The organism is Bizionia sp. (assembly GCF_048259285.1).
Classification (GTDB): domain Bacteria; phylum Bacteroidota; class Bacteroidia; order Flavobacteriales; family Flavobacteriaceae; genus Algorimicrobium; species Algorimicrobium hallyeonense.
Genome location: NZ_JBLXHU010000005.1, coordinates 131,359 through 155,774, shown reverse-complemented (window position 1 = coordinate 155,774; position 24,416 = coordinate 131,359). Strand labels below are relative to the sequence as shown.

Sequence of the window (24,416 nt, the reverse complement as noted above, 5' to 3'; positions counted from 1 at the left end):
ATGATACATACCATAGTTCTGCTTTTTTATCCAATGAAATTTTCGGTACTTTGTAAATAACTTTTTTATTGAGAAAAACCCACACATATCAACCCCAAGACATCCAAGTCTTTAAAAATCAGTTACTGCTTTGGAGTCAGCAATTCCGTGAGGTTTTGTGGTTAGATTCTAATACTTACACACAAACGCATAGTAGTTATGATGCTGTTTTAGCTGTGGATGCTTTTACTAGTATTCAAACGGATTATATAGATGCATTTCAGAAATTAAAAGAGTATCAAACCATAACTAACGATTGGATTTTTGGGTATTTAACCTATGATTTAAAAAACACAACAGAACCCTTAAAATCTGAAAACTTTGATGGATTACAATTTCCAGACATGTGTTTCTTTCAACCTAAAAAAATATTTTTAATCAAAGGAAATCAAGTGGTCTTGCAGTATCTGAATATGGTGGATGATGAGATAGAAGCAGATCTGGAAGCCATTAAAAAAGTAGAAGAATTTCATTCTAATCGCGATGAAAATGTATTAGATAATCCCATCAAAATTAAAATGAGGATTACCAAAGATGCTTATTTTGAAAAGGTGAATAATATGCTAGCTCATATTCATCGTGGTGATATTTATGAAGCTAATTTCTGTCAGGAGTTTTATGCGGAAGACACCCAAATAAAGCCATTAGCCATTTATAACAATCTGAATGCGATTTCAAAACCACCTTTTGCTACTTTCTTAAAATTAGATGATAAATATTTGTTGTCAGCCTCGCCTGAACGCTATTTGAAAAAATCAGGACAAACGGTTATTTCGCAACCTATAAAAGGAACCGCCAAACGGTCTGGAAATGAAGAAGAAGATACCTCACTTAAAAATCAGTTAATAAATGATGTTAAAGAGCGTAGCGAAAATATCATGATCGTGGATTTAGTCCGAAATGATTTATCTAAAACAGCAATTAAGGGAAGCGTTCACGTATTGGAATTGTGTAAAATTTACAGTTTTCAACAAGTTCATCAAATGATTTCAACCATTCAAAGTACGGTTTCAGAAAGCACAAATCCTATCCATATTATTGAATCCACATTTCCTATGGGAAGCATGACAGGTGCACCTAAAATTTCGGCCATGCGCATTATTGAAAACCTTGAAGAAACAAAGCGTGGCTTATATTCCGGTGCTGTTGGTTATATGACACCTCAAGGTGATTTTGATTTTAATGTGGTGATACGAAGTATACTTTATAACGCCACAAATCAGTATGTGTCGTATTCTGTTGGTGGTGCCATTACAGCTAAAAGCAATCCGTTAAATGAATACGAGGAGTGCCTCATAAAAGCCAAAGCTATGCGCGACGTTTTGGAGGCTTAAAAGGATTACGAATAGTTTTTTTAAAAGTGTAAATTTGACGTATTATTGAAAATTATATGACACAAATTGATTTTGAAAATCATATCCACCAAGAATTTCCTTTTTTAGCTAAAAGCAGGGTTTTAATTGCTATTTCTGGAGGAATGGATAGTGTGGTTCTAACCCGTGTTTGCCATAAAATGAATTTAAACATTGCTTTGGCACATTGTAATTTCAATTTACGCGGAACTGAAAGTGATGCGGATGAAGAATTTGTTTTAGAGTTAGCCGAAGATTTAGATTTAGAAGTGTTTATAGAAAGTTTTGAAACCGAAACCTACGCTACAGAAAATAATATCTCTATTCAAATGGCTGCGCGCGAATTACGTTATAATTGGTTTCTTGAATTAGCAGAACAATTGAATTTCGACTATATTTTAACAGCCCATCATGCCGATGATAACTTGGAAACCTTTTTTATTAATCTCATGCGTGGAACCGGTTTAGATGGTTTAACAGGCATTCCTGAAACAAATGGTAAGCTTGTTAGACCTTTATTACCGTTTTCACACAGCGAATTACAAGTGTTTGCAAAAGGTGAAAAAATGTCGTGGCAGGAAGATAGTACCAATGCATCCACCAAATACCTTCGGAATAAATTACGACATGATATCATTCCTGTTTTAAAGGAAATGAATCCGCAATTCCTTCAAAATTTTCAAAAAACACAAGTTCACTTACAAGAGTCGGCTGAAATTATTGATGACGCCTTGGTTCGAATTCAGAAAAAAATAGTTTACACAACAGATAATAGTATTCAGTTGGATGTAAAAAAATTACAACAATTATCCAATCCGAAAGTCTATTTATACCAGCTACTTAAAGATTTTCAGTTTACAGAATGGGATGATGTGTATCAATTATTATTTGCACAATCCGGAAAATTTGTTCTGTCAAAAACACATAGGTTGCTTAAAGATAGAACCACTTTAATTTTAACAGAATTACCAATAAATATTGCGGAAACATCAGTTGTTTTACAAGAAAATGATTCTGAATTGGCACTTCCCATTGGTCGTTTAACAATTGAAAATACCACGAAAATTGATGAAATTTCAGCTACAGTATTATATGTTGATAAAGATTTGTTAAAATATCCTTTAACAGTAAGAAAATGGGAAAAAGGCGACTATTTTTACCCTTTTGGGATGGATGGTAAAAAGAAATTGAGTAAATTTTTTAAAGATGAAAAATTGTCTTTACCCGAAAAAGAACAAGCCTGGTTATTATGTACCAATAAGCAAATTGTTTGGGTTATTGGTTTACGCGCCGATAACCGATTTAAAGTAACTAACGAAACGAAACCTATATTAAAAATTAGTCTCCATAATGAAACGTAATTTAATTCTATTTACAACGCTTCTTATTACTGCGTTTTCAGTACATGCCCAAATTTTAAACCCCGTAAAATGGACAGGAAAAACTGAAAAACTATCAGAAACCGAATACAATTTAATTTTTGAGGCAACCATTGAAGATAAATGGCATTTATACTCTCAAGACTTACCAGATGGTGGACCAACGCCAACCGAATTTATTTTCGACACCATTGACCAAACAGATAATTATAAACTAATTGGTAATGTTGTGGAGAGTAAGTATATCACTGCTTTTGATAAGGTGTTTGAAATGGATTTAAACTACTTTGACAGGGAAGCTACTTTCACTCAAAAAATTCAACTTTTAAATCCAAATTTAAAATCCATTACCGGAACCATCGATTTCCAGGCTTGTGATGATATGCGTTGCATTTATCAACAGAAATCTGTTACATTTAATTTGGACAACACCACCATGGAAGATGCCATTCCTGTTATGAATGAGAATTCCGGACTTTCAAACATTTTAAATTTAAATGAATCTAAAACAGAAGTGTCGCCAGATTATACGGTTTTGGATTCGGAAGTAGAAAACGAATCCAAAGGTCTATGGGTAACGTTTTTTACGGCTTTCTTTTTAGGGTTTTTGGTATTACTAACACCATGCGTGTTTCCAATGATTCCTATGACGGTGAGCTTCTTTACCAAACAAAGCAAAACACGTGGTCAAGGTATTAGAAATGCATTGCTATACGGATTCTTCATCATTGTAATCTATACACTTTTAGGAACGGCTATTTCGGCTCTTTTTGGTAGTAATGCCATGTATGAATTTTCTACGGGTGTTACGTTTAATACCATTATGTTCTTGGCTTTATTAATTTTTGCTTTTTCTTTTTTAGGTGCTTTTGAAATTATGTTACCAAATTCTTGGGTCAACAAAGTAGATACTGGTGCCAATAGAGGTGGAGTGGTAGGTATTTTCTTTATGGCTTTAGCATTGGCGGTTGTGTCGTTTTCATGTACCTTCCCTATTGCAGGAACAGCTTTGTTAGATGCAGCAACTAAAGGTGGTATTGCACCAATTATTAGTATGCTAGGTTTTTCATCAGCAATAGCGTTACCATTTGCTTTATTCGCATTTTTCCCGAGTTGGTTAAATTCCATGCCAAAATCGGGTGGTTGGTTGAATACTGTTAAAGTGACTTTAGGGTTTTTAGAATTAGCATTTGCTTTCAAATTCCTGTCTATGGTGGATTTAGTACTCGAATGGCACATGTTAACCCGTGAGGTATTTTTAGCCATCTGGATTGCTATTTTTGGTACACTAGGTTTATATTTATTAGGGAAAATTAAATTACCACACGATTCGCCTTTACCACATATTTCCGTTGGTCGTTTATGTATGGCATTGTTAGCTTTATCGTTTACGGTTTATATGATTCCAGGACTCTGGGGAGCACCAGTGGAACTTATTAGTGGTTTTCCACCACCAATGAGCACTAATAGTGAATCGCCCTATGGTGTTGGAAATACCAAACCAGCTTTGTATTCCAGTGGAACAGGTACAGCGGTTGAACTTCCAGAGCATGCACATTATGGACCAAATAACTTAATAGCATTTCATGACTATGATCAAGGTTTAGCTTATGCCAAGAAAGTGAACAAACCTGTAATGCTGGATTTCACCGGATTAACTTGTGTTAATTGCCGAAAAATGGAAGAGCAAGTTTGGGTAAAGGAGCATGTTTTTAATGTGTTAAATAATGACGTGGTATTGATTTCATTATATGTTGATGATAGAAAAAAGCTACCTAAAGACGAACAATATGAATCTGAATTAACAGGAAATAATGTCACAACTTTTGGCCATAAATGGTTGGAATTTCAACAAGTGCGTTACAATACCAACGCACAACCTTTATATGTAATTCAGGACACTGACGGAAACGATATTAGCAAGGCTGTAGGTTACATGCCAGATGCCGATGAATATTACGATTGGTTAAAAGCAGGTGTAAAACGATTTAAACAAAAACAATAAATACTTAAAAATCAAGCGAGACTCGTTCTCGCTTTTTTTATTTAAAATAAGTAGCTTTACCGAAACGACTTTATGAAAATACAAGGACAGATTGTAGATATACCCAATAAGCGTATTTTTTCGGGTGAAATTACCGTAACAAACGGCAAAATTTCAGCTATCGAAGAAGTGTCTCATAACATACAACAGTTTATCTTACCAGGATTTGTGGATGCGCATATTCATATTGAAAGTTCTATGTTGGTACCCAGTGAATTTGCAAGAATTGCCGTAAACCATGGAACAATAGCAACCGTTTCCGATCCGCATGAAATAGCTAATGTTTTGGGAGTAGAAGGTGTGGAATTCATGATTAAAAACGGGAAGCAAACACCATTCAAATTTAATTTTGGTGCACCATCTTGCGTGCCAGCAACCACCTTTGAATCGGCAGGAGCTGTAATTGATTCGGAGGGAATTAGGAAATTAATGGCAAATCCGGATATAACATATTTAGCCGAAATGATGAATTATCCAGGCGTTTTATTCGATGACGAAGAGGTGCTAAAAAAGATTGCTTGGGCAAAACACTACAACAAACCCGTAGATGGTCATGCTCCAGGTTTACGTGGTGATGATTTAACGAAATATATCAACGCAGGCATTTCAACCGATCATGAATGTTTTACCTATGAAGAAGGGTTAGAGAAACTTCAAAAAGGTATGAAAGTCTTAATACGAGAGGGGAGTGCTGCCAAAAACTTTGAAGCTCTAATTGATTTGTTACCAGAACATTACGAAAACATGATGTTTTGTAGCGATGATAAGCATCCAGACGATTTATTACTTGGTCATATTAATCAATTATGTGCGCGTGCCATTTCCAAAGGCTTTGATGTATTTAAAATATTACAAATGGCCTGTGTAAATCCTGTAAAACATTATAATTTATCAGTCGGCTTATTGCAAGTAAATGATGCAGCCGATTTTATTGTTGTAGAAGATTTAAGTCACTTTAAAACGCTTAAAACGGTTATTAATGGTGAGGTGGTTTTTGAAAACGGACAATCGCTTATTCCACATACAGAATTCGAAATACTTAATAATTTCAATACATCTAAAAAGCAGGTGTCCGATTTTAGAATAGAATCTTCAGCAAAGAAAATCAGAGTTATCGAAGCTTTGGAAGGGCAACTGGTAACCAATGAGCTTATTGAAGATGCGTTAATTGAAAACGGAAACTTAATCTCAAATATTGAAAAAGATATTTTAAAAATGACGGTTGTAAATCGCTATAATAATGATAAACCGTCTATGGCCTTTATTAAAAACTTCGGATTAAAATCTGGTGCCATTGCCAGTTCAGTTGGTCACGACTCACATAATATTATTGCCGTTGGTGCGACCGATGAAGCCATTTGCAAAGCTGTGAATGTAATTATTGAAAACAAAGGTGGTATTTGTGCTGTCTCCGAAACTGATAGTCACATTGTTTCCTTACCCGTTGCTGGTATCATGAGCAATCAAGACGCCAAAACCATTGGTGAAGCTTATGGCAAATTAGATAAAATAGCTAAACAATTAGGCAGCACATTAAATGCACCTTATATGACCTTGAGTTTTATGGCATTATTGGTAATTCCGTCCTTAAAATTGAGTGACAAAGGCTTGTTTGACGGGAATACGTTTAAATTTACATCTTTAGAAGTTTAAGAAGTTTAATATGCCCATACTAGAATCCACCTATAAACCACCCTATTTTTTCAGAAAAGGCTTTGTGGCCACTGTTTATTCTGGATTAATCCGGAAAGTTGAAGGCATTGTCCAAAAACGCGAACGGTTCACCTTATCCGATGGCGATTTTTTAGATTTGGATTGGAGTTATGCTGATGAAAAAACAGATACGCTTATCATTATTTTGCATGGCATGGAAGGTAGCGCACAACGTGCTTATGTTACTGGAACAGCCAAGTTGTGTAATGAGAATAAAATTGATGCGTTATCCGTTAATTTTAGAGGGTGTTCTGGTGAAGATAACTTGCATTTCCAATCCTATCATTCAGGAGCAACCACGGATTTACAAGATGTTATTTCGCATGTTATTGGTACAAAAACGTATTCAGAAATCTATATCAAAGGCGTCAGTTTAGGCGGAAATGTCACTTTAAAATATTTAGGTGAATCCACTAACATTCCAACAGAAATAAAGGGCGGAATAGCCATTTCAGTACCATGCTATTTAGCAGGATCTGCCAAGGAATTGCACACCATTAAAAACGTTCCATTTCACGAAAAGTTCAAACGTGATTTAATCAATAAATTACGGATTAAAAGCAAAAACCATCCCGATAAAATTTCAAATAAAGATTTAAAAGCCATTAAAACGCTTTACGATTTCGATAATTATTATACCTCTAAAGCCCACGGATTTATAAATGGTGCCGATTATTATGAGAAAAGCAGTTCCTTACAATTTCTTCCTAATATTAAAGTTCCCACATTAATAATAAATGCGCTAAACGATTCCTTTTTATCACCGGAGTGCTATCCCGTAAAAGAAGCGATAAATAACCCGAATTTATTTTTAGAGATGCCCAAATATGGTGGTCATATGGGCTTTATTCAAAAAGGTGGTTATTATTATAATGAACTTCGGACTTTGGAGTTTATTCGTAAAAATTCGCAATAATCCTTACTTATAAATTTCCAAGTAATTCGTTTGTTCTTCAAGAGCCGAAATAAACTCATCTTTAAGTGCTTTCACTAATTCAGATACATGAGGTGCATTGCTAATATTAGTCACCCCTTGTCCAGCGGACCAAATCGTTTTCCATGCTTTTGCATCATCTTTATGAGCTGTTAATTCTTCACCAAAATCTACTTTTTTCTCACGTGTTAACATCTCTTCGGTGATTCCCATGGCTTTTATGCTTGGTCCTAAAAAGTTGGCAGCAACACCAGAAATAGCGGCTGTATAAACAATATCATCAGCGCCAGCATCAATAATCATATCCCGATATTCTTGAGGTGCTTTACTTTCTTGCGTATTAATAAATCGGGTTCCCATATAGGCTAAATCGGCACCCATTTGTAAGGCAGATGCTATATCTCGTCCTGTGCTTATGGTTCCTGCTAGCAAAATGGTTTTCTTAAAGAAGCGTTTAATTTCTGCAATTAAGGGCATCGGGTTAATAGTTCCTGCATGACCACCAGCTCCGGCGGAAACGAGAATAAGCCCATCTACACCAGCTTCGGCAGCTTTTTCTGCATGCCGTTTTTTAATAATATCATGAAATACTAACCCGCCATAACTATGAACAGCATCAACCAGTTCTGAAACAGCACCTAAAGATGTAATAATTAATGGTACTTTGTGTTTAATACATAGTTCTAAATCGGCTTGTACACGTGGATTTGTATTATGAACAATCAGATTCACACCAAATGGTGCTGCTTTTTTTCCTGTTTCTTGTTCAAATTTGGCAAGTGCGGTTTTAATTTCTACCAGCCATTCTTCAAAACCTTCGCTCGTACGCTGATTTAAAGCAGGAAACGTTCCAACAATGCCATTTTTACAACATTCAATGACTAATTGTGGTCCAGAAATTAAAAACATAGGTGCCGCAACAGCAGGCAATGTTAAGTCTTTTATAAACGATGCTTTACTCATTTTTTGTGTGTTTTGATTGGATACCAAATATAAATAAAATCTGCTCATTAGGCTTGAATTGACGACTTAAGAGTTTGCTAATTCGTCATAATTATCAACATATTTCTAAAATTTAGTTGCCACATTACTCATTGTTTTTTCATACATTTAAGGAAATCAAGCAATTATGCTAAAAAAAGTTTTTGGAAGTGCGGTATTTGGCGTTGAAGCGACAACCATAACCGTAGAGGTAAATGTGGATAAAGGCGTTGGCTATCATTTGGTAGGTTTACCGGATAATGCTATTAAAGAAAGTAATTTCCGAATTGCTGCTGCGCTTCAAAACAATGGTTATAAAATTCCCGGCAAAAAAATAATTATAAATATGTCGCCTGCCGACTTACGGAAGGAGGGAAGTGCCTACGATTTAACCCTAGCTATGGGAATTCTAGCCGCCACCAACCAGATAAAAGCGGATGATTTAGAAGCTTATTTAATTATGGGTGAGTTGTCTTTAGATGGAACCTTACAACCCATAAAGGGCGCTTTACCCATTGCCATAAAAGCACACGAAGAAGGTTTTAAAGGGTTTATTCTTCCCAAACAAAATGCCAAAGAAGCTGCCATTGTTTCTGGTTTAAATGTTTATGGCGTAGATACAATTTCGCAGGTCATCGATTATTTTGATAAAGGCGAAGCTTTAGAGCAAACCATAATTGATGTGAAGGAAGAGTTTAATAAAAGTCTCAATTTCCCAGAATTCGATTTTGCTGATGTAAAAGGTCAAGAAGGAATTAAGCGTTGTATGGAAATTGCCGCAGCGGGTGGTCATAATATTATTTTAATAGGTCCTCCAGGCGCTGGTAAAACCATGCTTGCAAAACGGTTACCAAGCATACTTCCTCCAATGACATTAAGTGAGGCTTTGGAAACTACAAAAATTCATTCCGTCGTTGGTCGTGTTAAAGAAAACACAGGAATAATGGCGCAACGCCCTTTTAGAAGTCCGCATCATACTATTTCAAATGTCGCTTTAGTGGGAGGAGGTAGCTATCCGCAACCAGGCGAAATTTCCATGTCGCACAACGGTGTGTTGTTTCTAGATGAATTACCAGAATTTAAACGCGAGGTTTTAGAGGTGATGCGTCAGCCGTTAGAAGATCGGGAAGTTACCATTTCCAGAGCCAAATTTACGGTTACCTATCCATCATCCTTTATGTTGGTGGCGAGTATGAATCCGAGTCCGAGTGGTTATTTTAACGATCCCAATGCACCTGTAACATCATCACCAGCGGAAATGCAACGGTATTTAAGTAAAGTGTCTGGTCCGTTGTTAGATAGAATAGATATTCATATTGAAGTGACACCAGTACCTTTTGAAAAATTATCTGATGAACGCAAAGGCGAAGCATCTGTAGAAATCAGAAAACGGGTTACTGCAGCCAGAGAAAAACAAACAGAACGTTTTGTGGATTCGGATAGCGTGCATTATAATGCGCAAATGAATGTGAAGCAAATTCGGAAATATTGTAAACTGGATGCTGCTTCCAAAGAATTATTAAAAACAGCCATGGAACGTTTGAATTTGTCCGCTCGCGCTTATGATAGGATTTTAAAAGTTTCCAGAACCATTGCCGATTTAGAAGCTAGTCCGTCTATAAATGGTTCCCATATTAGCGAAGCCATTCAATACCGTAGTTTAGATCGCGAGGGTTGGTTAGGTTAAGTGAAAATTTTCTGACAGTTTGCAGGCTAATCGCCAATAAATAGGATAGTTGAAAAATGAAATTAAATCATTTTATTTCTAGAAAAACAAAGTCTATTTCATTCTTTTTTATATTTTTAAGACCTATTAATCAAACTAACCAAAAATGAAAAATGTATCCTTATTAATTATTGGTGCCATCATTGGTGCTTTAGCTACCTACTATTTTTGTCCTAATTGTGCAGGTCACGATGATACCGTAGGTGGTATTGTTAAGCCAGCAGGTGTTATAACACCCGAAGAAGCTAAAACTTTAGATATTGCTTTTAACACGCGGCACCAATTAATTAGCGAACAAATTGTTATGCGTCCAGATAACCGATCTGCTTGGTGGTCTTTAGAAGATGTACGAAATTACCTAAAATATGCAGAAAATCAATCCCATGAATTAGGTTACAGAATGGATGGTGTGCGTTTGTATTTAGGTGCCTATCCAGATACCAATGAAGAAGGCGTTGGTTACACCACCATGTTTTTTGTACCAACAGGTATGCAAGCCTTATCTGAAGGCTCCAGTATGCCGTTTCATTTTAAACGCCAAGGCGGTGACATTCCTGGTGGTGATGGCTTGAATATGGGAGGTGGTGGTGATCCACCGAGTGCCAATTACCCACAGTAAATACGTAATTATTAACCCTTAAATATTTAAATTATGAAAAATTATTTTAATTGGAAATCCGTATGTATGTATGTATGTATGTATGTTGTTTATTAGCTACAGTTGTACTACTGATGATTCTAAATCTGCTGAAAATGATAATGATGCGTTGTCATCTAGTAAATTTAAGGCACCTCCAGGTCTTATTTCACCTGAACGTGCTCAAGAATTAAATAATAATTGGACGGCTTCACGTGCAAGCGCAATTGAAGCTGCTATTGGTAAACCAGATAACAGATCTGTGAAATTTTCGCTACAAGATATGAGAGCATATCTAGATTATGCTGAAAATCAATCGCAGGATTTAGGCTATGAAATGGATGGTGTTCGTATTTATTTTGCAGCTTATGGCGAACATGAAGCGAATGGTAAAGCAGGTCGAGCTACCGTATTTTTAGTGCCAACTGGAAACAGAAATGTTTCTAAAGCCAGCATGATTCCTTTCACACGTGAAGAAGGTGGTGATATTCCTGGAGGTGATGGCTTGAATATGGGAAGTTCTGGTCATCCGCCAAATTCAAACTATCCACAATAACCAAAATTATGAATGAGTTTTTAAGTCAAAATTATTTCTTAATTACGCATTCCGTTGAATTTTTAGCAGCAGGTACAGGTTTATTCCTTTATAAAAAGTATAAATCTACTGCTGTTATTTATTTTATATGGTTTCTGGTCTATAGTGCTTTTGTTGATTTGATTTCAAGGTATCCAAGATTTTTTCATTATTTGGAAACTTTTGATAGTATTGAGAATACCATGTTTGAAAGGAATTATTGGTACATTACTATTTTTTGGGTAATTGCCAGTACCCTGTTTTACGTTTTTTATTTTCAAAAAATAATTCAACATCCAAAATTGAAAACAATTTTAAAATTTACCAAATGGCTGTTTCTTACAGCTTCCATAATAATATTAACCACCCAATATGAAAAACTCTATATTAGTTATATTCCTTTAATACAGGTGCTATCGACTTTAACTGTTTTTTTGGCTATTAGTTTATATTTTTTTGAAATTTTAAATAGTGATCGTATTTTAATATTTTATCAATCTATTAATTTTTATATCAGTGCCACCGTATTAATTTGGTGGTTAATCACCACACCATTAGTTTTCTATGAGCTCTATTTTTCTCAAGCCGACTGGAACTTTGTATTTTTAAAATACCAAATATTTTTGTTTGCTAATGTGTTTATGTATGTATCTTTTGCTTTAGCTCTCTTTTTTTGCAAACCACAATATGATTAGAACGTTACTTTTTATTGTATTCCAGAAGCAAGCCGTGTCAACAGCAGCTGAACGTTACCTATTGTTATACATGATAGCTGTTTTAATAATTGTTACGGCTTTAATTATTATATTCTTTATCGTTTTTCAAAAACGAAAAAACAAACTGCTTTTAGATAAAATTGAACGCGAGAAAGTCTTTCAAGAAGAAATCTCTAACACCCAAATAGAAATTCAGGAACAAACACTTAAAAATATTGGTCAGGAATTGCATGATAATATTGGGCAATTACTGTCTGTTGCCAATATGCAAATGAGCATTATGAATATGCAAGTTCAGGAAGCCATTAAGGAGCAATTTACGGAAACTAAAAATGTAGTCAAAGAGAGTTTAAGCGAAGTGCGTGCGCTTTCTAAATCCTTAAATAGTGATGTAATTGTGAATCGTGGTTTTCAAAAATCGGTTGAAAACGAAGTGGCACGTTTAAATAAACTACAGCTATTATCAGCCCAATTAGAAATTACAGGTGATGAAACCACATTCACCAATTCCAAAGATAGCATTATCTTATTCCGAATAATCCAAGAGTTTATTTCAAATACCGTGAAATATGCATCGGCAGCGAGTTTAATGGTGAAATTAGATTATCAAGAGCAACAGCTGATAATTCATATTGAAGATGATGGCAAAGGTTTTGATATCGCTTCCGCAGAAAAGGGAGCAGGCTTACTAAATATGAAAAGTCGTGCAGATTTAATTCACGCGGCGTTTAATTTACGTTCTGAAATTAAGGAAGGAACAAGCTTGCAAATTAACTATCCGTATCGTGAAGAAACAAAATTAATCTTCTAAACAGGCGTTCCAAACGGGATCATTTGGTACAGGTGCTGTAACATCAATAACATCATGAGAAACAGGATGCGTAAATTTTAAGTGTCTAGCGTGTAAACTAATACTGCCATCTGGATTACTTCGGTTAAAGCCATATTTTAAATCGCCTTTTATTGGACAACCAATACTAGCTAATTGCACACGAATTTGATGATGTCTGCCGGTTTCTAAAGCGACTTCTACTAAATAGTAATTATCTAATTGTTTTAACACCAGATACTGCAAAATGGCTTTTTTACTATCAGCAGATTCATTAGGAAAGGCAGTGGATTTATTGTTCTTCGGGTTTTTCCGCAACCAATGTATTAACGTATCCGTTTGTTTTGGAGGTGCCTTTTTAACTAAAGCCCAATAGGTTTTATGGGCACCTCTTTCCGCAAATAATTTATTCAATCGTGGCAAGGCTTTACTGGTTTTAGCAAACATAACTACACCAGTAGTTGGTCTGTCCAATCTATGAACCACACCTAAATACACATTGCCAGGTTTGTTGTATTTGTCCTTTATATAGTCTTTAACCACATCGCTTAACGGCGTGTCGCCAGTTTTATCACCTTGAACAATATCACCAGCGCGTTTGTTCACGATGATTAGGTGATTGTCTTCGTATAGGACTTGGAGGTTGGTTTTGTTGGAGAGTAATTTAGACGATTTGATCACTAGATTATTAGATTTTTGGATTTATTTGAGCGTTGATTTAAATTTAGAGGTCATTTTAATAATAGCATCTAAACTATTTAATAGATTATCTCAATCTACTTTGTTTATGAAATTTAAGTCTGACGCAATTAATAATTTTGTTTCAATTTCGTATGCTGAACCAATTGCTATTTGAAGAAATCTTGTAAAATCTTTATTCGAATGTCTAGATGAACCTTCAGCAATATTTGAAGGTATGGAAACAGAGGCTCTTCGCAATTGATTAGACAATCCAAATTTCTCCGATTCGGGAAATTTAGATGTTATAGAATAAATTTCTACGCAAAATAATCTACTTTTTTTCCATACTTCTAAATCCTTAAATCTATGCATTTACTAATTTAAACTATTTGTCATATTTCCAACAATCCAACAATCCAACAATCGGATTTAATACTGTTCCTCATCATTCGGAAAATCAACCGATTTAACATCAGTAACATATTGCGAAATAGCATTGGTCATATCTTCATACAAATTCATATATCTACGTAAAAAACGCGGATTAAATTCATGTGTCATGCCAATCATATCGTGCAATACAAGCACTTGACCATCTACACCTTTTCCAGCGCCAATGCCTATAACAGGAATGCTGACACTTTCCGCAACTTCTTGAGCTAATTTGGCGGGAATTTTTTCTAACACAATAGCAAAACAACCCGCTTTTTCAAGCATTAAAGCATCTTCTTTCAGTTTATCTGCTTCTTCATCTTCTTTGGCACGAACGGTATAAGTTCCAAATTTATAAATGGATTGTGGTGTTAAACCTAAATGTCCCATAACCGGAATTCCCGCATGTAAAATACGCTTAATAGAATCTTTAACTTCTTTTCCACCTTCTAGTTTTACAGCATGTCCGCCACTTTCTTTCATAATTCGGATGGCAGAACGTAAGGCTTCTTTAGGATCACTTTGGTAACTTCCAAAAGGTAAATCTACAACCACCAAAGCACGCTCAACCGCACGAACGACTGATGATGCATGATAAATCATCTGATCCAACGTAATGGGTAAGGTTGTTTCATGTCCAGCCATAACATTACTGGCGGAATCGCCAACAAGAATCACATCTATTCCGGCACCATCAACAATTTTAGCCATGGTATAATCATAGGCTGTTAACATGGATATTTTTTCGCCTTTGGCTTTCATATCCACTAATGTTTTTACGGTAATGCGTTTGTACTGTTTTTTGGCTACTGACATAAGTTTGGTTTAAAATGCAGGTAAAATTAATAAATTAAGAGTGGATACCATTAAATTTTTAAGTATTTCAATAAAATAGGTTACCAGTACACACAAGAATCAATGGGTTTAAAAAACCAATTAGCAGTCCGTTAAATTAACACTAACGGCAAGTCCACCTTCACTGGTTTCTTTGTATTTGGAATTCATGTCTTTAGCCGTTTCCCACATAGTTTGAACCACTTTATCTAAAGGCACTTTTACATTTTTAGGATCGGTGTCTAGGGCTAATTCAGCGGCATTAATGGCTTTTATTGCTCCCATAGAATTACGTTCAATACATGGTATTTGTACTAAACCACCAATAGGATCGCAGGTGAGACCTAAGTGATGCTCCATAGCTATTTCAGCCGCAATTAAAACTTGGTCTGGTGTGCCACCCATTAATTCGCACAAAGCGCCTGCAGCCATAGCAGATGATACGCCAATTTCAGCTTGACAACCACCCATAGCAGCCGAGATGGTGGCTCCTTTTTTAAATATGGAACCAATTTCACCAGAAACTAATAAGAACTTCTTGATATGTTCAAAATCGGCATCATGGTTTTCAATAACTAAATAATACATTAAAACAGCTGGAATTACACCTGCACTGCCGTTTGTTGGCGCTGTTACAACACGACCTAAAGCCGCATTTACTTCATTTACAGCCAAAGCAAAACAGCTCACCCATTTTAAAATTTGTCGGAATTTAACTTCCGTCTGACGAATACTTTGTAACCAGGTTTCAGGCGAATCATACGGCACGCCATTATTTAAATTCTTGTGCATATCATAGGCACGACGGCGCACATTTAAACCTCCAGGTAAATTACCTTCTGTATGACAACCAACGTACATACATTCTAACATGGTATTCCAGATGCGTTTTAATTCAAAATCAATTGTTTCTTCATCGCGAATGGACTTTTCATTTTCTAAAACAACGCCTGAAATCGGTAAATTTAGTTGCTGGCAAAAATCAAGTAATTTCACGCCATTTTCAACAGGATATGGAAACGTACAATAGAATATAATTTTGTTGGCTTTAGAATTCTGACGTTCTTCTTGAACCACAAATCCACCACCAATAGAGTAGTAGTAGGCATGGGATTTCCTGCCATTAATAACCGCCGTAAAACGCATGCCGTTAGCATGGTATGGCAAGAATTTTCTATTAAAAACGATGTCTTTTTTCGGGTCGAAATCTATAGTGCGTTCATTATTAAAACGCAGTTTATGGGTGTTATTAATGGAGGCTATTATAACATCAATAGTATCCACAGGAATATACTCGGGATCGGCGCCACTTAAACCTAACATAACCGCATAATCTGTAGCATGGCCTTTTCCAGTTAAGGACAAGGAGCCGTATAAATCTACCGTGATGCTTTCTACTTTTCCAAACCGGTTTTTAGATTTTAATTCCGCAATCCATCTTTCGGCAGCACGCCAAGGACCTAATGTGTGCGAACTAGAAGGTCCCACACCAATTTTTAGCATATCGAAGACAGAAATACACTCCATATTATAATCAGTTTAGATTAACTACAAATATACATTTAGTTTATGATGATTTTCAAGAAACGCACGTATATTCCATAGGAATTTAACCTAATGTTTTTCAAATTCTGTAATACCATAAGTGTCCATTACTACATTGATATCAGAATAATCATGTTTGCCAACATTATCGGCAGGAACCACAATCACTCGGAATACTTGATTGCGCGTCCACGAATTATCTAGAGTATTGAAATTTACAGAACCATCTAAAAAGAAACGCACTTCCGTTCGTGTAAAATCAAAATTGTACATTAAAGTACCATCTTCAAACTCTACTATTTGAGGTAATAAGCGCCAAACTTCTTGCCCATTAACCACTTCCCAAAGAATATACACTAAAGTGACATCGGCAGGATACGTTTCAAAACCATAAGGTTCAAAAAATTCATAATTATTTGCGCTTGTAAAATTCAGTTCAATTTCAAAAGCTTGAGCTACTATTAATCCGCCATCTCTACCAGGAGAGCCTGGAGGTCCTTGAGGACCTTCACAAGAGGTTAAAACTAAAACAAATCCAACTAATAGTGTTAATAGATTTTTCATAATCATTATTTTTTAGAATTTAAAAATACTAATAATTCACGTCATACGCGCGGTTTAAAGGTATATTAACATAGGAGTCTGACATCGTGTCACTTTTTTTGTCATGGCACAATCATTGTCTTATACATTCCGAAAATAAATAAGAACACAACACTTCCGATTCTAATCGGAAAATACAAATTAAAATAAATAACTATTATGAGTAAAATTATTGGAATCGATTTAGGTACAACTAACTCTTGTGTTTCTGTAATGGAAGGTAATGAGCCAGTTGTAATACCAAATGCAGAAGGTAAGAGAACAACACCATCTGTAATCGCTTTCGTTGAAGGCGGTGAAATTAAAGTTGGTGATCCAGCAAAACGTCAAGCCGTTACAAATCCTGAAAAAACGGTTTATTCTATTAAGCGTTTTATGGGTAATAAATTTTCTGAATCATCAAAAGAAGCAGGCCGTGTACCTTATAAAGTAGTAAAAGGCGATAACGATACACCACGTGTAGACGTTGATGGTCGTTTGTATACACCACAGGAATTATCAGCAATGATTCTTCAGAAAATGAAGAAAACAGCTGAAGACTATTTAGGTCAAGATGTAACTCGTGCTGTTATTACAGTACCAGCTTACTTTAATGACTCGCAACGCCAAGCAACTAAAGAAGCTGGAGAAATTGCCGGTTTAAAGGTAGAACGTATTATTAACGAACCTACTGCTGCTGCTTTAGCCTATGGAATGGATAAAAAAGGAACGGATCAAAAAATCGTTGTTTTCGATTTTGGAGGTGGAACCCATGATGTATCTATCCTAGAATTAGGTGATGGTGTATTTGAAGTATTATCAACAGAAGGTGATACACATTTAGGTGGTGATGACGTTGATGAGAAAATCATTGATTGGTTAGCTGACGAATTCAAGTCTGAAGAAGATATTGATTTACGCAAGGACCCAATGGCGTTACAGCGTTTAAAAGAAGCTGCTGAAAAAGCGAAGATTGAATTATCATCTGCGGCACAAACAGAAATTAACTTACCATATGTTACGGCTACAGCTAGTGGACCAAAACACTTGGTACGTACTTTAACACGTTCTAAATTTGAGCAGTTAATTGACGATTTAGTAAAACGTACAATTGCACCTTGTGAGTCTGCTATGAAAGCTGCAGGTTTAACAAAAAGTGATATTAACGAGGTTATTTTAGTTGGTGGATCTACACGTATTCCTGCTGTTCAGGAAGCTGTTGAGAAATTCTTCGGAAAAAAACCAAGTAAAGGTGTTAACCCAGATGAAGTAGTTTCTTTAGGAGCTGCTATCCAAGGTGGTGTTTTAACTGGTGATGTAAAAGATGTATTGTTATTAGACGTAACGCCTTTATCATTAGGTATTGAAACAATGGGTAACGTCATGACTAAGCTTATTGAAGCTAACACGACTATCCCAACTAAAAAATCGCAAGTATTTTCTACAGCAGCTGACAATCAGCCATCTGTTGAAATCCATGTGTTACAAGGAGAGCGTGCAATGGCTGCCGACAACAAAACAATTGGACGTTTCCATTTAGACGGAATTCCACCAGCAAAACGTGGAACCCCTCAAATTGAAGTAACGTTTGATATTGATGCCAATGGTATCATTAAAGTTTCGGCAACAGATAAAGCGACGAACAAAACACAAGATATTCGTATTGAAGCTTCTTCAGGATTATCAGAAGAAGAAATTCAAAAAATGAAAGCAGATGCTGAAGCCAATGCCGATGCCGATGCGAAAGCAAAAGAAACTGCTGAAAAATTGAATGCTGCTGATGCGATGATTTTCCAAACGGAGAGTCAGCTGAAAGAATTTGGCGAAAAATTATCTGATGATAAGAAAAAGCCAATTGAAGAAGCACTTGAAGAATTGAAGAAAGCTTACGAAACTAAAGATCTTGCCGTTATTGATCCAGCTTTAGAGAAAATTAACGAAGCATGGAAAGTAGCAAGCGAGGAAATGTATAAAGCACAAGCAGATGGGCAACAAGGTGGTGCAGAAGCAGGTCCTGATGCAAATGCAGGAACAGATGCTAACGAAGGAAGCGACGTAGAAGACGTGGATTTCGAAGAAGTGAAGTAAACAGAGAGCCAATCCCGATCTTTTAATCGGGATTGTGCGAAGCACTAATCCCAAATTTATTTTGGGTTCTGATAAAATTAAAACGCAATCATTAATTTGGTTGCGTTTTCTTTATGTCTAAACCTAACAGGTTTTCAAAACCTGTTAGGTTTTTTGTAACCACTAATTTTAGGCGTCAGAAACAACTCGTTGAGGAAACTAAATTTACAACCATAAACTATGCACGCATAATAAATTCTCTTATATTTGTGGCGCAAACAAATTCAGATTACATGTCAACCCAACTCACCGATCTTCTCAAAATAAAACACCCAATCATTATGGCGCCTATGTTTTTGGTTTCCAATACGGCTATGGTAATCGAAGGGATGAAAAGCGGTATTGCTGGCTGTATTCCAGCTTTAAACTATAGAACCTTGGATGAATTGCGAGCTTCTATAAATGAGTTAAAAGAGGCAAAGGTTTCGGGTGGTGCTTTTGGATATAATCTGATTGTGAATAAATCCAATGTCAAATATAAAGAACAATTACGTGTGATTTGTGAAGAAGGTTGCGATTTCATTTTAACCTCTTTAGGAAATCCAGAAGAAACCATTAGGGAAGCGCATGCCGTTGGTATTAAAGTATTTTGTGACGTAACCGATTTACATTTCGCCAAAAAAGTAGAACAATTAGGTGCTGATGCAGCCGTAGCTGTAAATAGTGAAGCTGGTGGGCATCGTGGTAATTTATCGCCACAAGAATTAACCAGTTTATTGCATAAAGAATTAAATATTCCAGTCATTTCCGCTGGAGGTGTGGGTTGCAAATCAGATATTGACACGATGTTAAGCTATGGAGCAGCAGGTGTTTCTGTAGGAAGTCCGTTTATTGCTTCTATTGAGGCTGGTGTTACGGACGACTATAAACAAGCCTGTGTGGATTATGGCGCGGACGATATTGTTATGACAGAGCGTATTTCAGGAACACCGTGTACGGTAATAAATACGCCTTATGTTCAGAAAATAGGAACAAAATCAACGGGTTTAGAAAAGCTACTAAATAAAAATAAAACCCTTAAAAAATGGGTAAAAATGATCCGGTTTTATATTGGGATGAAAGCCACTGAAAAAGCAGCCTTACAAGCAACGTACAAAACAGTTTGGGTTGCTGGACCTAGTATTGAACATACCAAAGCTATTTTGCCGATACGTGAGATTATTAAAAATCTGACTAATTAATAGTTACACCAAACCGTTAATTAGTTCAACGTTTACAACATGTTTGCCCTCAAAAGGGACTAATTGCAACCGGTTTCCAAATAATTGGGTAGCGCGCGTTTCTTCGTGATGGATGCGTTCGTCATTTAAATATTCATCTTCAGTACCATAAATAAGCGATACTTTGGTTGATGCATCTAAATATTGAAAATCAGCAGCCACTAATTCTTTTGGAATTCCGCCAGAATGCAATACCAGTTGGGAACATGGTAGTTGGCGTTTGGCAAGATATCGCGTTGCCACACTCACACCTTGTGAATACCCTAAAACAATTAAATTTATTCCGTCAGGAAGGCCTTCCGCTTCCAGAACGGAATCAAAATAACGCATAATATTTTCGGTGTCTTTAACCGTAGTTTCTTTCGTTAACCAACTCGCGCCAACATGTTTAAATTTTGGTGGTGTATAATATTTACTTGGTGCTTGAGGCGCAATAATATAATTTTCTTCAGCAGATAAGCCCTGAAAATATCTTAAAAAATATCGACTTAAATAACCCATCCCATGACAAACAAACCAAACGTTTTTTGTAGTTGCCGATAATGTATTTAAAGTGGCATAACTATTCGTGGTGGTGTAAGATATTTCCTTTTCAGTTAGATTCATTTGTTATTGGTGTTTTGTACTTTTACATTTCGATTTAAAAATACAGAATTTTATGTCCATATCTAAAGAAGCCAAACTTAAGGAAATCAATGCGGTTTGCAAAAACACCTTGATGGAAACTCTAGAAATTAGTATTTCCGATTTTGGCGATGATTATTTAATAGCCAAAATGCCGGTTAATTCGCGCGTATATCAACCAGATGGTGTGTTGCATGGTGGGGCAACAGCAGCATTGGCGGAAAGTGTTGGTAGTTTTGCATCCCATTTGTTTTCAAATTTAGACGAGGTATTTGTTCGCGGCACCGAAATTACAGCCAACCATTTAAAAAGTGTAACGGCCGGTCATGTATTTGCTAAAGCCACTTTTTTGCATAAAGGAAGAACCACGCAATTAATAGATATTCGCGTCACGGATGACCATGACAACTTGATTTCAGTTTGCCGCTTGTCAACTATTTCATTACCAAGAAAAAAATAAAACATGACATTTTCTGTTTTTTTAGAGAACCTTCAAGATCAGTATGTAAACAACTTGCCCTTTGTAGCTTATAGAAACCCTAATGAGACTATAATTAAAACGTTTTTACAGCAAGATGATACACTTTATATAACCACGAATTTCTCTGAAAGTGGATTTGTTTTTTCGCCTTTTAACATAAAAGAAACTAGTGTTTTAATTCCTGTTGAAACATCATTAATTTTAGAATTTGAAAGTGAAACTATTGAAGAATCATCCATAAACTCATGTGCTTCCAAAGGTATTGAGACATCTGATATAACTGTGGCTAAGCAAAACCATATTGTATTAGTTGAAAAGGGGATTAAAGCTATTCATAAAGGCACATTTGAAAAAGTCGTATTATCCCGGCAAGAATCGGTTACTATTTCAGAAACAAATCCTATTAAAATTTATAAAAGGTTATTAGAAACCTATCCAACCGCTTATGTGTATGTATGGTTTCATCCTAAAGTAGGATTGTGGTTAGGTGCTACGCCAGAAACTTTGCTTCATATTGAAAATAACCAATTCAGCACCATGGCGTTGGCGGGAACGCAAGTTTATAAAAACACCATAGATGTAGTTTGGAAGGATAAAGAATTGGAGGAACAACAAATTGTTACCAATTTCATCGTTTCAAATCTAGAAAGCCAGTTAGATAATTTAAAAATCTCCGAGGTGGAAACTGTAAAAGCAGGAAATTTACTGCATTTAAAAACGCACATTTCTGGTCGGGTGAATTCTGATACTTCGAGCTTAAAAAATATTATTGAAATTTTGCATCCCACACCTGCTGTTTGCGGTATGCCAAAAGAAGAAGCCAAACAATTTATCCTTGAAAATGAAGCGTATAAACGCGATTTTTATACAGGTTTTTTAGGTGAACTAAATATTAAGAAATCCATTTCAAGAAACCCGAACAGACGCAATGTTGAAAATAATGCTTACACGCGTATTAAAACGGTTTCAAATCTGTTTGTAAATCTGCGTTGCATGCAAATTCAAAACACGGAAGCCCTTTTATACATTGGAGGAGGCATCACAAAAGACTCCAATCCCAATTTAGAATGGGAGGAAACCATGGCTAAATCGGTGACAATGAAAAAGGTATTACAATAATTTTTTATCAGGAAGCTATTTGCTATTTTTACGCTTAGATTCAATCTTACATGCAATACCCAAAAATTCCGCTTGCGCAAACCATTGTTCTGCTTTGCAAAGCTAAAAACATTCAACATATTGTTATTTCACCAGGTAGTAGAAATGCACCTGTAACTATCGGTTTTACACACGATGATTATTTTACATGCTATAGTATTGTAGATGAACGTTGTGCTGCCTTTTTTGCATTGGGAATTGCGCAACAAATCCAAAAGCCAGTAGCTGTAGTTTGTAGTTCAGGTAGTGCACTTTTAAATTACTATCCTGCTATTGCTGAAGCTTATTACAGTCATATTCCGTTGGTTGTTTTATCGGCTGATAGACCGAAACACTTGATAGGAATAGGTGATGGGCAAACCATTAACCAAACCGATGTTTATAAAAATCATATTATTTATACGGCAAACTTAAGTTCACAAATGGATGCCGAATTTAAAAATCGGGATGAAGATGAACCAGCCATTCTTAAAACACTAGAAAACAAATTAGAGCGCTTTTTAGGAAGAAAACAGGAGTTACAGCAGGAAAATGAAACGGAAATCAATAAAGCGCTTAACAAAGCTTTGTCCAAGCGTGGTCCAGTTCATATTAATATGCCATTTCACGAACCCCTTTATGAGTTAACGGATAGCTTAAGTGTGAATCCAAAAATTATTGATATAAACAAACGCGCAAGTAAAGTAGACGACTTTATTTATAATGAATGCCTTGATGCCTGGAATAGCGCAACCAAAAAAATGGTTTTAGTTGGCGTAAATCCACCAAACGAAATAGAACAAAAATGGTTGGATGAATTGGTAAAAGATAATAGCGTAATTGTGTTTACGGAAACAACTTCTAATATCCACAATCCAGGGTTTTTCAATAGTATAGACACCATGATTGCACCTTTAGAAGATGATGATTTTAAAGCCTTGCAACCTGATATTTTATTAACCTTTGGCGGACTAGTAGTCTCCAAAAAAATTAAAGCTTTTTTACGAAGTTACCAGCCAAAGCAACATTGGCATATAGATCGTGATTATGCAAATGACACATTTTTTTGTTTGGAGAAACATATTGAAACAACACCTAATAATTTTTTTGAAACCTTCTTACCCCAAATCACGCATTTTGTAAAAAGTGATTACAAAGCCACTTGGGAGCAGGTTAGACTTTATAGAAAAGAAAAACATAGTGCGTATTTAAACGAAATTCCTTTTAGTGACTTTCAGGTGTTTGAGACGGTATTTAAAAGTTTACCAAATAATCTCGCATTGCAATTGGGTAACAGTTCCACGATAAGATATGCACAGCTTTTTGATATTCATAAATCAATAAACGTGTTTTGTAATCGTGGCACCAGTGGTATTGATGGCAGTACTTCTACAGCTATAGGTTGTGCCGTTGGCCAAGAAAAACAAACGGTTTTTATTACTGGCGATTTAAGCTTTTTTTATGATAGCAATGCACTGTGGAATAATTACATTCCTAATAATTTTAGACTAATTATTGTGAATAATCAAGGCGGTGGAATTTTTAGAATTTTGCCAGGAAATAAGGATTCAGAAAATTTTGAAAACTTTTTTGAAACTACTCATAATTTTACAGCAAAACAATTGGCTGCTATGTATGGCTTCCAATATGGAACTGCAGCGAATGCCACTCAGCTTAAAAATAAATTAAAAGATTTTTATAAAGAATCAGATCAACCCAAAATATTAGAAATATTCACACCACGTACAGAGAATGACGACGTATTATTGAATTATTTCAAGTTTATTAAGTAATTGTTAAAAATGGCGTCGTATTTTTTAAATGACTCA

Annotated in this window: 22 protein-coding genes; 15 read left to right on the top strand and 7 right to left on the bottom strand. The window is 35.7% G+C overall.

Annotation, left to right across the window (positions count from 1 at the left end; translation table 11 throughout):
- Positions 1 to 68: 68 nt before the first annotated feature.
- The 5 genes from ACN0QX_RS04355 to ACN0QX_RS04335 all read left to right on the top strand — a co-directional run bounded on the left by ACN0QX_RS04355 (position 69) and on the right by ACN0QX_RS04335 (position 7,443).
- Complete coding sequence (locus ACN0QX_RS04355; protein ID WP_417195679.1) at positions 69 to 1,373, top strand: anthranilate synthase component I family protein; 1,305 nt, start codon at positions 69 to 71, stop codon at positions 1,371 to 1,373.
- A gap of 56 nt (positions 1,374 to 1,429) precedes the next feature.
- Complete coding sequence (gene tilS / locus ACN0QX_RS04350) at positions 1,430 to 2,752, top strand: tRNA lysidine(34) synthetase TilS (RefSeq protein ID WP_417195678.1); 1,323 nt, start codon at positions 1,430 to 1,432, stop codon at positions 2,750 to 2,752.
- Positions 2,742 to 4,775: a protein-disulfide reductase DsbD family protein gene (locus ACN0QX_RS04345; protein ID WP_417195677.1), complete on the top strand. Its 2,034-nt coding sequence runs from the start codon at positions 2,742 to 2,744 to the stop codon at positions 4,773 to 4,775. The genes tilS and ACN0QX_RS04345 overlap by 11 nt, the downstream gene beginning before the upstream one ends.
- Positions 4,776 to 4,847: 72 nt before the next feature.
- Positions 4,848 to 6,467, top strand: coding sequence for an adenine deaminase (ade, locus tag ACN0QX_RS04340; protein WP_417195676.1), 1,620 nt, complete (start codon positions 4,848 to 4,850; stop codon positions 6,465 to 6,467).
- A 10-nt stretch (positions 6,468 to 6,477) separates the two neighbouring features.
- On the top strand, positions 6,478 to 7,443 hold the full coding sequence (locus tag ACN0QX_RS04335; RefSeq protein WP_417195675.1) for a YheT family hydrolase: 966 nt from the start codon (positions 6,478 to 6,480) through the stop codon (positions 7,441 to 7,443).
- A gap of 3 nt (positions 7,444 to 7,446) precedes the next feature.
- Here ACN0QX_RS04335 and ACN0QX_RS04330 read toward each other — a convergent pair whose 3' ends face one another.
- On the bottom strand, positions 7,447 to 8,424 hold the full coding sequence (locus ACN0QX_RS04330) for an NAD(P)H-dependent flavin oxidoreductase (protein WP_376859427.1): 978 nt from the start codon (positions 8,422 to 8,424) through the stop codon (positions 7,447 to 7,449).
- A gap of 166 nt (positions 8,425 to 8,590) precedes the next feature.
- On the opposite strand from ACN0QX_RS04330, the gene ACN0QX_RS04325 reads away from it, so the two are divergent.
- From ACN0QX_RS04325 to ACN0QX_RS04305, 5 genes are all read left to right on the top strand, one after another.
- On the top strand, positions 8,591 to 10,129 hold the full coding sequence (locus tag ACN0QX_RS04325) for a YifB family Mg chelatase-like AAA ATPase (RefSeq protein ID WP_417195674.1): 1,539 nt from the start codon (positions 8,591 to 8,593) through the stop codon (positions 10,127 to 10,129).
- Between the two features lie 145 nt (positions 10,130 to 10,274).
- Positions 10,275 to 10,787, top strand: a complete 513-nt coding sequence (locus tag ACN0QX_RS04320) for a hypothetical protein (protein WP_417195673.1) — start codon at positions 10,275 to 10,277, stop codon at positions 10,785 to 10,787.
- A gap of 70 nt (positions 10,788 to 10,857) precedes the next feature.
- Entirely contained in the window at positions 10,858 to 11,361 is a 504-nt protein-coding gene (locus ACN0QX_RS04315) for a hypothetical protein (RefSeq protein ID WP_417195672.1), read from the top strand.
- Positions 11,362 to 11,369: 8 nt separating this feature from the next.
- Positions 11,370 to 12,074 (top strand): hypothetical protein, encoded by a 705-nt coding sequence (locus tag ACN0QX_RS04310; protein ID WP_417195671.1) that lies wholly within the window; start codon positions 11,370 to 11,372, stop codon positions 12,072 to 12,074.
- A complete protein-coding gene (locus ACN0QX_RS04305) occupies positions 12,067 to 12,906 on the top strand; it encodes a sensor histidine kinase (protein ID WP_248399981.1) in 840 nt (279 codons plus the stop codon). The genes ACN0QX_RS04310 and ACN0QX_RS04305 overlap by 8 nt, the downstream gene beginning before the upstream one ends.
- Here the strand turns inward: ACN0QX_RS04305 and ACN0QX_RS04300 are convergent.
- From ACN0QX_RS04300 to ACN0QX_RS04280, 5 genes are all read right to left on the bottom strand, one after another.
- Positions 12,895 to 13,605 (bottom strand): RluA family pseudouridine synthase, encoded by a 711-nt coding sequence (locus tag ACN0QX_RS04300; protein WP_417195670.1) that lies wholly within the window; start codon positions 13,603 to 13,605, stop codon positions 12,895 to 12,897. The genes ACN0QX_RS04305 and ACN0QX_RS04300 overlap by 12 nt on opposite strands.
- A 90-nt stretch (positions 13,606 to 13,695) precedes the next feature.
- Positions 13,696 to 13,977, bottom strand: a complete 282-nt coding sequence (locus ACN0QX_RS04295; protein ID WP_417195669.1) for a four helix bundle protein — start codon at positions 13,975 to 13,977, stop codon at positions 13,696 to 13,698.
- A gap of 57 nt (positions 13,978 to 14,034) precedes the next feature.
- The gene (gene panB / locus ACN0QX_RS04290; protein WP_248399979.1) at positions 14,035 to 14,853 is read right to left on the bottom strand and encodes a 3-methyl-2-oxobutanoate hydroxymethyltransferase; all 819 of its coding nucleotides are present in this window, start codon (positions 14,851 to 14,853) and stop codon (positions 14,035 to 14,037) included.
- Positions 14,854 to 14,973: 120 nt separating this feature from the next.
- The gene (locus ACN0QX_RS04285) at positions 14,974 to 16,398 is read right to left on the bottom strand and encodes an L-serine ammonia-lyase (RefSeq protein ID WP_417195668.1); all 1,425 of its coding nucleotides are present in this window, start codon (positions 16,396 to 16,398) and stop codon (positions 14,974 to 14,976) included.
- An 87-nt stretch (positions 16,399 to 16,485) separates the two neighbouring features.
- A complete protein-coding gene (locus ACN0QX_RS04280; RefSeq protein WP_417195667.1) occupies positions 16,486 to 16,980 on the bottom strand; it encodes a hypothetical protein in 495 nt (164 codons plus the stop codon).
- Between the two features lie 198 nt (positions 16,981 to 17,178).
- Here ACN0QX_RS04280 and dnaK point away from each other — a divergent pair, with 198 nt between their 5' ends.
- A complete protein-coding gene (dnaK, locus tag ACN0QX_RS04275) occupies positions 17,179 to 19,086 on the top strand; it encodes a molecular chaperone DnaK (RefSeq protein ID WP_417195666.1) in 1,908 nt (635 codons plus the stop codon).
- A gap of 272 nt (positions 19,087 to 19,358) precedes the next feature.
- Positions 19,359 to 20,306, top strand: a complete 948-nt coding sequence (locus tag ACN0QX_RS04270; RefSeq protein ID WP_248399971.1) for an NAD(P)H-dependent flavin oxidoreductase — start codon at positions 19,359 to 19,361, stop codon at positions 20,304 to 20,306.
- Between the two features lie 3 nt (positions 20,307 to 20,309).
- Here ACN0QX_RS04270 and ACN0QX_RS04265 read toward each other — a convergent pair whose 3' ends face one another.
- Positions 20,310 to 20,951, bottom strand: a complete 642-nt coding sequence (locus ACN0QX_RS04265; RefSeq protein WP_417195665.1) for an alpha/beta hydrolase — start codon at positions 20,949 to 20,951, stop codon at positions 20,310 to 20,312.
- Between the two features lie 52 nt (positions 20,952 to 21,003).
- On the opposite strand from ACN0QX_RS04265, the gene ACN0QX_RS04260 reads away from it, so the two are divergent.
- The 3 genes from ACN0QX_RS04260 to menD are packed head-to-tail and all read left to right on the top strand — an operon-like array spanning position 21,004 to position 24,380.
- Positions 21,004 to 21,429 (top strand): PaaI family thioesterase, encoded by a 426-nt coding sequence (locus ACN0QX_RS04260; RefSeq protein ID WP_417195664.1) that lies wholly within the window; start codon positions 21,004 to 21,006, stop codon positions 21,427 to 21,429.
- A 3-nt stretch (positions 21,430 to 21,432) separates the two neighbouring features.
- Positions 21,433 to 22,569: a chorismate-binding protein gene (locus ACN0QX_RS04255; protein WP_417195663.1), complete on the top strand. Its 1,137-nt coding sequence runs from the start codon at positions 21,433 to 21,435 to the stop codon at positions 22,567 to 22,569.
- A gap of 50 nt (positions 22,570 to 22,619) precedes the next feature.
- Positions 22,620 to 24,380 carry a 2-succinyl-5-enolpyruvyl-6-hydroxy-3-cyclohexene-1-carboxylate synthase gene (gene menD / locus ACN0QX_RS04250; protein WP_376859454.1) on the top strand — a complete coding sequence of 587 codons (1,761 nt, stop codon included), beginning with the start codon at positions 22,620 to 22,622 and terminating at the stop codon, positions 24,378 to 24,380.
- Positions 24,381 to 24,416 lie beyond the last annotated feature (36 nt).

What these genes read in the sequence shown, in the direction of transcription:
- tilS (WP_417195678.1), top strand. Translation starts at nt 1,430, where the DNA reads ATGACACAAATTGATTTTGAAAATCATATCCACCAAGAATTTCCTTTT.
- ACN0QX_RS04345 (WP_417195677.1), top strand. Translation starts at nt 2,742, where the DNA reads ATGAAACGTAATTTAATTCTATTTACAACGCTTCTTATTACTGCGTTT.
- ade (WP_417195676.1), top strand. Translation starts at nt 4,848, where the DNA reads ATGAAAATACAAGGACAGATTGTAGATATACCCAATAAGCGTATTTTT.
- ACN0QX_RS04335 (WP_417195675.1), top strand. Translation starts at nt 6,478, where the DNA reads ATGCCCATACTAGAATCCACCTATAAACCACCCTATTTTTTCAGAAAA.
- ACN0QX_RS04330 (WP_376859427.1), bottom strand. Translation starts at nt 8,424, where the DNA reads ATGAGTAAAGCATCGTTTATAAAAGACTTAACATTGCCTGCTGTTGCG.
- ACN0QX_RS04325 (WP_417195674.1), top strand. Translation starts at nt 8,591, where the DNA reads ATGCTAAAAAAAGTTTTTGGAAGTGCGGTATTTGGCGTTGAAGCGACA.
- ACN0QX_RS04320 (WP_417195673.1), top strand. Translation starts at nt 10,275, where the DNA reads ATGAAAAATGTATCCTTATTAATTATTGGTGCCATCATTGGTGCTTTA.
- ACN0QX_RS04315 (WP_417195672.1), top strand. Translation starts at nt 10,858, where the DNA reads ATGTATGTATGTATGTTGTTTATTAGCTACAGTTGTACTACTGATGAT.
- ACN0QX_RS04310 (WP_417195671.1), top strand. Translation starts at nt 11,370, where the DNA reads ATGAATGAGTTTTTAAGTCAAAATTATTTCTTAATTACGCATTCCGTT.
- ACN0QX_RS04305 (WP_248399981.1), top strand. Translation starts at nt 12,067, where the DNA reads ATGATTAGAACGTTACTTTTTATTGTATTCCAGAAGCAAGCCGTGTCA.
- ACN0QX_RS04295 (WP_417195669.1), bottom strand. Translation starts at nt 13,977, where the DNA reads ATGCATAGATTTAAGGATTTAGAAGTATGGAAAAAAAGTAGATTATTT.
- panB (WP_248399979.1), bottom strand. Translation starts at nt 14,853, where the DNA reads ATGTCAGTAGCCAAAAAACAGTACAAACGCATTACCGTAAAAACATTA.
- ACN0QX_RS04285 (WP_417195668.1), bottom strand. Translation starts at nt 16,398, where the DNA reads ATGGAGTGTATTTCTGTCTTCGATATGCTAAAAATTGGTGTGGGACCT.
- ACN0QX_RS04280 (WP_417195667.1), bottom strand. Translation starts at nt 16,980, where the DNA reads ATGAAAAATCTATTAACACTATTAGTTGGATTTGTTTTAGTTTTAACC.
- dnaK (WP_417195666.1), top strand. Translation starts at nt 17,179, where the DNA reads ATGAGTAAAATTATTGGAATCGATTTAGGTACAACTAACTCTTGTGTT.
- ACN0QX_RS04270 (WP_248399971.1), top strand. Translation starts at nt 19,359, where the DNA reads ATGTCAACCCAACTCACCGATCTTCTCAAAATAAAACACCCAATCATT.
- ACN0QX_RS04265 (WP_417195665.1), bottom strand. Translation starts at nt 20,951, where the DNA reads ATGAATCTAACTGAAAAGGAAATATCTTACACCACCACGAATAGTTAT.
- ACN0QX_RS04260 (WP_417195664.1), top strand. Translation starts at nt 21,004, where the DNA reads ATGTCCATATCTAAAGAAGCCAAACTTAAGGAAATCAATGCGGTTTGC.
- ACN0QX_RS04255 (WP_417195663.1), top strand. Translation starts at nt 21,433, where the DNA reads ATGACATTTTCTGTTTTTTTAGAGAACCTTCAAGATCAGTATGTAAAC.
- menD (WP_376859454.1), top strand. Translation starts at nt 22,620, where the DNA reads ATGCAATACCCAAAAATTCCGCTTGCGCAAACCATTGTTCTGCTTTGC.